The organism is Streptomyces sp. NPDC029138 (assembly GCF_055564375.1).
This window is the reverse complement of sequence record NZ_JBVHWM010000064.1, coordinates 49,869-59,897: the sequence shown is the minus strand read 5'-3', so window position 1 is coordinate 59,897 and position 10,029 is coordinate 49,869. Positions and strand designations below refer to the sequence as shown.

Annotated in this window: 9 protein-coding genes and 1 pseudogene; 6 read left to right on the top strand and 4 right to left on the bottom strand. The window is 72.4% G+C overall.

Translation table 11 applies throughout. The features are described 5' to 3' along the window. A partial coding sequence (locus tag ACZ4WH_RS34830; protein WP_468188362.1) for an ABC transporter ATP-binding protein occupies nucleotides 1–969 on the bottom strand: 969 nt, incomplete at its 3' end. Nucleotides 970–1,079: 110 nt separating this feature from the next. Here ACZ4WH_RS34830 and ACZ4WH_RS34825 point away from each other — a divergent pair. Beyond that, nucleotides 1,080–1,820, top strand: a complete 741-nt coding sequence (locus ACZ4WH_RS34825; RefSeq protein WP_468188360.1) for a FadR/GntR family transcriptional regulator — start codon at nucleotides 1,080–1,082, stop codon at nucleotides 1,818–1,820. Between the two features lie 37 nt (nucleotides 1,821–1,857). Beyond that, on the top strand, nucleotides 1,858–2,619 hold the full coding sequence (locus ACZ4WH_RS34820; protein WP_468188358.1) for a cache domain-containing protein: 762 nt from the start codon (nucleotides 1,858–1,860) through the stop codon (nucleotides 2,617–2,619). Nucleotides 2,620–2,697: 78 nt separating this feature from the next. On the opposite strand, the gene ACZ4WH_RS34815 is transcribed toward ACZ4WH_RS34820, so the two are convergent. Then, nucleotides 2,698–3,348, bottom strand: coding sequence for an FMN-dependent NADH-azoreductase (locus ACZ4WH_RS34815; protein ID WP_468188356.1), 651 nt, complete (start codon nucleotides 3,346–3,348; stop codon nucleotides 2,698–2,700). A 131-nt stretch (nucleotides 3,349–3,479) separates the two neighbouring features. On the opposite strand from ACZ4WH_RS34815, the gene ACZ4WH_RS34810 reads away from it, so the two are divergent. Beyond that, nucleotides 3,480–3,872, top strand: coding sequence for a winged helix-turn-helix transcriptional regulator (locus tag ACZ4WH_RS34810; protein ID WP_468188354.1), 393 nt, complete (start codon nucleotides 3,480–3,482; stop codon nucleotides 3,870–3,872). A 9-nt stretch (nucleotides 3,873–3,881) separates the two neighbouring features. Beyond that, nucleotides 3,882–4,453 (top strand): annotated as a pseudogene (locus ACZ4WH_RS34805) (S41 family peptidase); the annotation flags it as partial. 6 nt (nucleotides 4,454–4,459) lie between these two features. Here ACZ4WH_RS34805 and ACZ4WH_RS34800 read toward each other — a convergent pair. Both ACZ4WH_RS34800 and ACZ4WH_RS34795 read right to left on the bottom strand, forming a co-directional pair. Then, nucleotides 4,460–5,938 carry a glutamate-cysteine ligase family protein gene (locus ACZ4WH_RS34800; protein WP_468188352.1) on the bottom strand — a complete coding sequence of 493 codons (1,479 nt, stop codon included), beginning with the start codon at nucleotides 5,936–5,938 and terminating at the stop codon, nucleotides 4,460–4,462. A gap of 216 nt (nucleotides 5,939–6,154) precedes the next feature. Beyond that, on the bottom strand, nucleotides 6,155–6,952 hold the full coding sequence (locus tag ACZ4WH_RS34795; RefSeq protein WP_468188350.1) for an SAM-dependent methyltransferase: 798 nt from the start codon (nucleotides 6,950–6,952) through the stop codon (nucleotides 6,155–6,157). A gap of 634 nt (nucleotides 6,953–7,586) precedes the next feature. Between ACZ4WH_RS34795 and ACZ4WH_RS34790 the strand changes: the two genes are divergently transcribed. Both ACZ4WH_RS34790 and ACZ4WH_RS34785 read left to right on the top strand, forming a co-directional pair. Beyond that, nucleotides 7,587–8,291 (top strand): SDR family oxidoreductase, encoded by a 705-nt coding sequence (locus ACZ4WH_RS34790; protein WP_468188348.1) that lies wholly within the window; start codon nucleotides 7,587–7,589, stop codon nucleotides 8,289–8,291. Between the two features lie 285 nt (nucleotides 8,292–8,576). Continuing rightward, nucleotides 8,577–10,028 (top strand): WGR domain-containing protein, encoded by a 1,452-nt coding sequence (locus ACZ4WH_RS34785; RefSeq protein ID WP_468188347.1) that lies wholly within the window; start codon nucleotides 8,577–8,579, stop codon nucleotides 10,026–10,028. Nucleotide 10,029 lies beyond the last annotated feature (1 nt).

The following is a 10,029-nucleotide window of genomic DNA, read 5'->3' as shown; positions in this document are numbered from 1 at the left end:
GGCCGATGGATCAGGACGAGAGAGGACAGGGGCTTCGTAGATGGTGTGGTGCCCCCCCCCCCCCCCCCCTCCCCTCCCCCCCCTCCCCCCCCCCCCCACCCCCCCCCCCCCCCCCCCGGTGCCGGTGGCCGTGGCGTGCCCGGGCTCGTCGGCCTCGGCGGACTCCTTCAGGACGCGGATCTTCTCCGGGCGGATGTTGTACGTGCCGGGGGAGCCGGTGATCCGGTGCGCCGCCTCACCTTCGAGCAGGTTGGACGTGCCGACGAAGGAGGCGACGAAGGGGGTCGCGGGGCGTTCGTAGATCTCCGCGGGCGTGCCGACCTGGGCGATGCGGCCCTGGTCGAAGACGGCGATCCGGTCGCTCATCGTCAGGGCCTCCTCCTGGTCGTGGGTGACGAAGACGAAGGTGATGCCCACCTCCCGCTGGATCGCCTTGAGTTCGACCTGCATCTGCTCGCGCAGCTTCAGGTCGAGCGCGCCGAGCGGCTCGTCCAGCAGCAGGACGCGCGGGCGGCCGACGAGCGCGCGGGCGAGCGCGACGCGCTGGCGCTGCCCGCCGGAGAGCTGGGCGGGCCGCCGCTGGCCGTAGCCTTCGAGGCGGACCTCGGCGAGCGCCTTGCGGGCGCGGACCAGGCGTTCGGCCTTGGGTATCCGGCGGATTCTCAACCCGTAGGCGACGTTCTGCTCGACCGTCATGTGCGGGAACAAGGCGTAGTCCTGGAACACGGTGTGCACGTCCCGTTCGAACGGGGCGAGGCCGGTGACCTCCTGTCCGGCGAGTTCGATCCGGCCCTCGTCGGGGGTCTCGAACCCGGCGACGAGCCGCAGCACCGTCGTCTTCCCGGAGCCGGACGGGCCGAGCATCGAGAAGAACTCGCCGTCCCGGATCTCCAGGTCGACCCCGGCCACGGCGGTCATCTCGCCGAACGACTTCGTGAGGCCCTGGAGCCGGATCGCCCTTCCCTCCATGCGGGAACCTTTCTGGCGCGCTGAACGTTGACCGTAAACATATGAAGTCATAGGTCATAGCTCAAGGTCCCCTTAGGGTAAAGCTTGAGTCAACGCATGAGGTGGTGACCGTGAGGCAGCACGAGATCGACGGAGGCGCCCGCAAGGCGGTCTTCAGCCCGGTGGACAGCCGGGCCCGTGTGGACGCTGTCGTCCGCCGCCTCGGCGACGCCATAGAGCTGGGCCTCCTCGCCGACGGCGAGCAGCTCCCCGGCGAGAGCGAACTGGCCGGACAGCTCGGCGTGTCCACGGTCACCCTGCGGGAGGCGCTCATGGCGCTGCGCCAGCAGGGCCTGGTCACCACCCGCCGGGGCCGGGGCGGCGGCAGCTTCGTCTCCCTGCCCGAGGTTCCCGCCGACGACCGGCTCAGGGCACGGCTGCGCGGCTGGAGCACCGAGGAGCTGCGCGACCTCGGCGACCACTGGGCCGCCCTGTCCGGCGCCGCCGCGCGGCTCGCCGCCCAGCGCACCGAACCGGCGGACCTCCAGCCACTGCGCCGTACGGCCGAGGAGCTGGCGCACGCCGAGGACGCCGCGGCGCGCAGCCGGCTGTACGGCCGCTTCCACGTCGAACTCGCCGCCGCCGCGCAGTCCGCCCGGCTGACCCGCGAACAGGTCGCCCTCCAGACCGAGGTGGGCGCCCTGCTCTGTCTCGTCCTGGCCGACGACGCATGTCGTGAAGAAGTTGCGGAGCGTCATCGCTCCGTCATCTCCGCCGTGCAAGATGGGGCGCACGAAACGGCCGGCACGCTGGCCGAGCGGTGCGTCAGGGAGTCGACGGCGCGGCTCGTCGCCGTACGCCTCACCCTCTGACCGCGCCGCGTCCGGTTCCCGTCCGCTGGAGGACACCATGGGCGTCAGCGCCGGGCTCGCCACCGTCGCCACGGACCCGGAGGCATGGGTGGCCGCGCGGGTGTGCGGCGCGCTGGAGGCCGTCTTCGCGTCGGTCGCCGCCACCCGTGCCGACACCGCCGCCTTGCTGGACCGGGTGGCCGCCGAGGGGCGCCGGCCCGCCAGCCGCGACCTCGCCGCCCTGCGCCCCGGACTCCATCTGCGGCTGAACTACGAGGAGCTGGTCTCCGGCGTCGGCTTCGTCGCGGCCCCCGGCCTGCTGGCCGACGTACCGGCCTGGCTGGAGTGGTGGCAGACGGGCGCGGACGGCGCCGTACGCCCGCTGCTCCTCGACCTCGACCCCGGCCGGTCGGCCTACTCCGACTACACGCACTGGGACTGGTTCGCGCTGCCCCGGGACACCGGGCGCCGGGCCGTGGCCGGACCGTACGTGGACTACCTCTGCTCCGACGAGTACAGCCTCACCCTGTCCGAACCCGTGCGGATCCAGGGGCGGTTCGCCGGAGTGGCCGCCGCGGACGTGTATCTGCGGCACTTCGAGGCGGCCGTGCTCCCGCTGCTGCGGCGCCTGTCCCGGCCGGCCCATCTGGTCAACGCGCGCGGCCGGGTCGCCGCCTCCGCCGACCCCGCCCACCTGGCGGGCTCCCTCACCAAGGGCCCGGACTTCGGCGAACTCCTCACCGCCGGGCGGCCCGGTGGGTACGACGGCCTGCGGCTGGTGCCGTGCCGGGGCGTCCCGCTGGTGCTCGTCCTGGCCTGAGCGCGGCCCGGCCTGCCGCGCGCACGCGCGCGACCCCGGGCGCCCGTGCCCGGGGTCTGTCGTGCGGTACGGCGACGGTCAGGCCGCGAGGCGCTCCGCGAGCTGCTTGGCCTTGCTGGCCGCGGCCTCGAAGGCCTGGTCGCGGGAGGCCTCGTACAGCGGGATCAGCTCGGCCATCGCCGGGTTCTGCGGGGCCATGGTCAGCTCCGGGACGATGAACTCCAGGTCCAGGCCCAGGGCGTCGGCGAGGACGGCCGTGAGGTAGTTCTGCACGTACTCGTACCCCTCGCGCGGGGTGCCCGGCGCGTAGGAGCCGCCGCGGCTGGCGACGACGGTCACCGGGGTGCCCTTGGCCGACGGGGTCTCGCCCGCGGTGCGGCCGAACAGGATCACGTTGTCCAGCCAGGCCTTGAGGGTCGACGGGATCGTGTAGTTGTACATCGGGGCGCCGATCAGCACCGCGTCGGCCTGCTCCAGCTCCTCGATCAGCTTGGCGCGCTCGGCGAAGACGGCGGCCTGCTCGGGCGTGTGCGCGGACGCGGGGACGAAGCCGGCGAGGTGCGCCTCCGCCGAGAGGTGGGGCACGGGCGCCGCCGCCAGGTCGCGGTAGATGACCGTGCCCTGCGGGTGCTGCTCCTCCCAGTGCTTGCGGAAGGCCTCGGTCACGGCGCGGGACGCCGACGCCTCGGTCGAGAACACGGACGAGTCGATGTGCAGCAGGGTGGTCATGGGGGTTTCTCCAGAAATGGGCAGGACGGCCGGACGCCAGGAAGCGTCGGCTCACGTTTCGTACAGAGCTATGTTTAACACATCGACTTACTTTTTCTCAGCCCCCTACGGTGGGGTAGTAGGCTGTGGGCATGGCGGCGGAGCAGAACCACGACAGCGCGGCGTGCAAACGGGTGGACGATGGCATCACCCGTGTCTTCCAGTTGCTCGGCAAACGGTGGAGCGGGCCGATCGTGGCCGTCCTCGTGGAACAGCCCGCGTACTTCGCCGACCTGCGGCGGGCCATCCCCGGCATCAGCGAGCGCATGCTCTCCGACCGGCTCGCCGAGCTGAACGCGGCCGGCCTCGTCCTGCGCGAGGTCGACGAGGGCCCCCCGCTGCGCGTGTCGTACCGGCTGACCGAGGCCGGCGCCGCCCTGGAGCCGGCCCTCCACAAGCTGGCGGAGTGGGCCAAGGCCCACCTGCCGGAGGTGTCGGGATGCCCCGAGACCAGCCTGGAACCGCCGGCCGGGGCGCGGAGCTAGGAGCACGGGCAAGAGGCGGAACTCGACCGGGCCCTCGACACCGTCCTCACCCCCGGGCGCACCCGCCGGCTGAAGGGCCTGATCATCGACCTGCGCGTGAACGGCGGCGGCTCCGACGCCCTCGGCCTCCGCATCCGCACGGCTGGCCGACACGCCGTACACCGCCTACGCCGAACGCGTCCGCGACGACCCGGCCGACCCCGCCCGGCACACCCGCCCCGAACCCGTGCCCGTCGTCCCCGCCGACGCGCCCCGGTACACCGGCCCGGTCGCCGTCCTCACCGGCGGATCGGTCAGCGCCGGCGAGACCTTCACCAGGCCCTGCTCGACCGGTCCGGGCGCACCGTGCGGATCGGCCGGCCCACCCGGGGCGTCTTCTCGGACGTGATGGTGCGGCCCTGGCCGGCGGCATGCTCGTCGCCCTCCCGGACGAGGAGTACCTGACCCGCACCGGCCGCACCTTCGACGGCACGGGCATCCCGCCGCGGCTGACCGAACCGGTCCGCACCGAGGAGGAGTTGCCCCACGACCGCGACTCGGCGTTCGACAGGGCGGTCAGCGTGCTACGACCGCGCGGCTGAGCCCCGTCAGTCCACCGGCCAGGTGTGCACCGGCGCGTTGAGGTGCATGTAGTCGATGTACACCTGGGTCATCCGGCGCAGCGCCTCGTGCCGGCCGGCGTGCGTGGTGCCGGCGACGTGATGGAACATCTCCTTCTGCCACACCGCTCCGTTGCGTGCCGTCACACAGCGCTGCTCGATGACGCCGAGCAGCGGCTCCCGCCACGCCGCGTCCATGCCCGAGTGCTCCAGGCCGCGGTGCGCCAGCGGCAGCAGCCGCCGCAGCACCAGCTCCGGCGCCGGCACCTCACCCATCCCGGGCCAGTACAGCAGCGCGTCGATCCCGTGCCGGGCGGCGGCGTGCAGATTGTCCTCGGCGGCCGAGAAGGACATCCGCGACCACACCGGCCGGTCCTCCTCCACGAGGGCCCGGGTGAGGCCGTAGTAGAAGGCGCCGTTGGCGAGGGTGTCGGCCACGGTCGGGCCGGCGGGCAGCACCCGGTTCTCCACCCGGACGTGCGGCCGGTCGTGGGCGACGGCGTAGACCGGCCGGTTCCAGCGGTAGATCGTGCCGTTGTGCAGGGTCAGTTCGGACAGCTCGGGGATGTCGCCGCGGTCCAGCGTCTCCGCCGGGTCCTGCTCGTCGCAGAGGGGCAGGAGGGCCGGGAAGTACCGCAGGTTCTCCTCGAACAGATCGAAGACACTGGTGATCCACCGCTCCCCGAACCACACCCGGGGCCGTACCCCCTGCACCTTGATCTCCTCCGGGCGGGTGTCGGTGGCCTGCTCGAACAGCGGTATCCGCGTCTCGTGCCACAGCTCCTTGCCGAACAGGAACGGGGAGTTGGCCGCGAGCGCCACCTGGACCCCGGCGATGGCCTGCGCCGCGTTCCAGTAGCCGGCGAACTCCTCCGGGGACACCTGTAGATGGAACTGCGTGCTGGTGCACGCGGCCTCCGGGGTGATCGTGTCCGCGTAGGTGCGCAGCCGGTCGGCTCCGTCGATCTCGATGCGCAGATCCTCGCCGCGGGCCGCGAAGACCTGGTCGTTGAGCAGGCGGTAGCGGGGGTTCTCCGACAGGGTGTCCTCGCCGATGTCCTCCTGCCGCAGGGTCGGCAGGATCCCGACCATGAGCAGGCGGGTGCCGACCGAGCGGGCCCGCTGTTCGGCGTGGTTCAGCGCGGCCCGGATCTCCGACTCCCAGGCGTCGGGACCACCGGCCGTCAGCCGTCGGGGCGGGACGTTGATCTCCAGGTTGAACCGGCCCAGCTCGGTGGACCAGGCGGGGTCGGAGATCGCCTCCAGCACATCGGTGTTCCGCATGGCCGGCTCGGCGTCGTCGTCCACCAGGTTCAGCTCGATCTCCAGGCCGACCTGCGGCCGCTCCGACTCGAACCGTGCGTCGCGCAGCATCTGTGCCAACGCGTCCAGGCACTCCTGCATCTTGATCCGATACCGGCGGCGGTCCTCGCGGGTGAAGACGAGCGCCGGGACGTCACGCCCCATCGACCCTCCAGGGTCCCTCATCGAACACCTTCCCTCCCAGCGTGGCACCAGCGACCGAGGGCCACCAAGCGGACGGGGTGGGGGTGGAGCGGAGGATCGGGGGATCGGGAGTGGGGAGGGGTGGTGTAGGGCTGGGGTTGGTCCGGCGAGAAGATGCGTCGCCACCCCCTGCCGTCGGCCCGCGCACACCGCGAGGCTCGTGCGCGGGCCCGTCGGTCAGGACGTCTTGCGGGCCACGCCGCCGTAGAAGCCGATCTCTTCCGAGTGGGCCGGCGGCGGGGTGTCCGGGCGCCAGAAGGGGACCTGGGCCAGGCCCGGCTCGACGAGGTCGAAGCCCTCGAAGAAGCGCTCCACCTCGGCGTGGGTGCGCAGGTTCAGAGAGGCGGTCGCGTTGGAGTACACGGCCTGCGCGGCGCTGCGGTCGGCGAAGTCGCCCGTGGCGTGCGAGAGCACCAGGAAGCTGCCGGCCGGCAACGCGTCGCGCAGCGTGGCGACGATCTCGGCGGGCCGGTCCGCATCGGTGAGGAAGTGCAGGATGGCGACGAGGAGCAGGGCGACCGGCTGGTCGAAGTCGATGAGCTGGCGGACGTCGGGGTGGTCCAGGACGGACTGCGGCTCCCGCAGGTCGCCGAGGATGATGCGGGTCGTACCGGACCGGCTGAGGAGCGCGTTGCCGTGCGCGGCCACGATCGGGTCGTTGTCGACGTAGGCCACGCGGACGTCCGGAGCCACCGACTGGGCGACCTCGTGCACGTTCGGCGACGTGGGCAGCCCGGTGCCGATGTCCAGGATCTGGCGGACCCCGCTGCCGACGACGTACCGGACGGCGCGTTGCAGGAACGCCCGGTTGGCCCGTACGCCGATCCGCGCCTCGGGTGCCGCGGTGGCGAGCCGGTCACCGGCGAGCTGATCGACCTCGTAGTTGTCCTTGCCGCCCAGCAGATAGTCGTAGATCCGCGCGGGATGCGGTTTGCTGGTGTCGATGTTCACGGCCTCGAAGCCGTCCTGTGTCACGCTGAGCTCCTCTCGACGACCGTCACGGCCTAGGTCCGCACACGGCCGCGCACAGCTTCCCACACCACCGCTCAACTTCCGTCGCCGCGTCCGGAGTTCCCGCAGGCCGTCGGCCTCGCGGGGCGAGCGGGCCGCGTGTGCCGAGCGTGGGCCGCCTGTTCCGGGGCTGGGCCATCGGTGCGTCGCCTCACCCGGCCGGGCCCCTCCGGATGGCCAGCGCGTGCCCGGCGCCGCAGGGTCGGAACAGGATCGGAATCCGGACACGTCCGCTGAGGTCGTACCCCCTGGAACTCCCTGGACCGGCACGTCGCCTAGCCGCCCGGCGGCGGCGGGCCGACCGGCGGTGGCGGGGAACGGTGAATCCATGCGCTCGGGCCGTTCCCCGCCCCGCCGGACACTGCCGGCTCACGCCTGGCCGCTCCGGGGCCCGGGCGGCGCTCGGCGCACCGCTGTGCCGCGGAGCATCCCCTTCCCACCGGAAAGCCCGCCGATGGATCGAGCCCGATGGATCGAGCGCTCGATGGCGACCCGCTCCTCCCCGCCACCCCAGGCCGGGGTCATCCAGGCTTGCCGCGTGAAACCGATCGGTTTACAGTCGGCGTATACCGATCGGTTTCCCATTCTGGAGATACACATGACGTCGATCAAGAACTCTGTCGCGCTGGTCACCGGCGGCAGCCGCGGCCTGGGCAAGGCACTGGTGGAGGAGCTGTACGAGCGCGGCGCCGCCAAGGTGTACGCCACCGCCCGCGACCCGCGCACCGTGACGCACCCCGACGCCGAACCTCTCGCGCTGGAGGTCACCGACCCCGCGTCCGTCGAGGCCGCGGCGGCCCAGGCCCAGGACGTCACCATTGTGGTCAACAATGCCGGCATCGCCCTCGGCGCGAACTCCTTCCTCGACGCCGCGGTGGACGACGTACGCCGGGAGTTCGAGACCAACTTCTACGGGCCGTTGCTGGTCACCCGCGCATTCGTGCCGGTCATCGAGCGCAACGGCGGTGGACACCTCCTCAACGTCCACTCCGTCCTCTCCTGGCTCGGCGTCGCCGGCTCCTACAGCGCCACCAAGGCGGCCCTGTGGTCGCAGACGAACACCCTCCGCCTGGAGCTGAGCGCCCGGCGCATCGGGGTGACCGGCCTGCACGTCGGCTACATCGACACCGACATGGCGGCGGACGTGGACGCGCCCAAGTCCGCCCCTCGGGACGTCGCCGCGCTCGCCCTCGACGGCATCGAGGCCGGGGCGTACGAGGTGCTGGCGGACGACATCAGCCGGCAGGTCAAGGCAGGGCTCTCCGGAGACCTGGCCGCGCTGTACCCCCAGCTGGCGGCCTGACCCGAGGCCTGAGGACGAGGCGCCCGCCCCGCGCTGCCGGAAAAACGGCATGCGCCGGAGCGGGCGTCTGCGCGCCGGTGCCCACCTTCTGCTCGAAGGCTGCACGGCGAGGAGGCCGTCGACGCGCTGCGACCGGGCCTGGTGACCCTCGCCTGACACCTGGAGCGCTCTTGGTCCCGGGCCGGTCCCGGGGTCCGGGGTGATTGTCAGTGGGTGCCCTTACGGTGAGAAGCAGTTGAGGACCTGCTGGAACGGCCGCGGGTCCGTCTGGGGGAGGGGTCTGCCATGTCCACGGCGTCCGCGGTGTCGACGACGTACCTGGAGCTGTCGCAGGAGGGCGGCGGCGCCCACAAGTTCTACGAAGTCACCGTCGACGGTCAGGTGGTGACGGTGCGGTACGGCAGGATCGGCGCCGCCGGGCAGACGCAGACGACGACGTTCCCGACCGCGGAGAAGGCGCGGGCCGCCGCCGCGAGAAAGGTGGGCGAGAAGGTCCGCAAGGGATACGCCCCGGCCGTCCAGGGACAGCGGGCGCCCCGCGCGGTGACCCGCCGTCAGGTCAGCTCCGCGCCGTCCACCGCCCGCGCCGTCGCCCCGGTGCTGTGGCGCTTCCGCACCGGTTCCGCCGCCTTCGGCATCCATGTGGACGACGACCGCTGCTGGGTGGGCAACCAGGCCGGTGACGTCTACACCCTGGACCACCACGGCGCCGTCCTGGCCCGGTTCAGCCTGCCCGACGGGGTGAAGTGCCTGGTCGCCGACGACTTCTGGATCTACGCCGGCTGCGACGACGGCAAGGTCTACGACCTGTCCTCCAAGCTCCCCTTCGCGGCCTACGACATCGCCGCCGACGTCGACATCTTCTGGCTGGACATCCACGAGGGCGTCCTGGACGTCTCGGACCGTGCGGGCCGGCTCACCGTCATCGACCACGAGGACGAACACCAGTGGTCCCGCCGCAGCCAGGGCGAGCACGCCTGGATGGTCCGCGCCGACGACCGGGCCGTCTACCACGGTCACCACCGGGGCGTCACCGCCTACGCCCCGGACGGCGGCGGCGAGCTGTGGCACACCCCGACGAAGGGCGGCGTGCTGTTCGGCTGGCAGGAGGAGGACGCGGTGTACGCGGGCACCGCGCACCGCGTGGTCCAGCGGCTGTCGAAGGACACCGGCGCCATCGAGGCGACGTACGCGTGCGACAGCGCGGTCTACTCGTGCGCCACTTCGCCCGGCGGCCGGTTCGTCTTCGCCGGGGACGCGGCCTCGTCCGTCTACTGCTTCGACCAGGACGGCACCCGTCTGTGGAAGCTCGGCACGGGCAGCGGTTCGGCACTGTCGATGCAGTACCGCGACGAGCGGCTGTACCTGGTCACCACCGACGGTTCGCTGGTGTGCGTCGACGCGAGCGAGGCGGCGGTCTCGGCGGCCCAGCAGGGCACGGTGCCGGTGGTGCGGGACGTCAAGCTCGCCGCCGCCACGCCGACGTACGCCCCGGCCACGGCGGTCGCCGCGGTGGCCACGGTCGCCCAGGCACCCGCCGGCGCGGTGGTGGTCGAGTGCGTCCAGGACAGCGGCCGGCTGCGTGTGCACGTGGTCTCCGACGGCTACGACTCCTCCTGGAACGTCCAGTTCCCGCGCGCGATACGCGAACCCGGCGCGCGGTACGTCGTGGACGCCCTGCACCCGGCGGCGGGCGGCTTCTACCGCGTCCGCGGCGACATCCGCCGCCTGCTCTGAC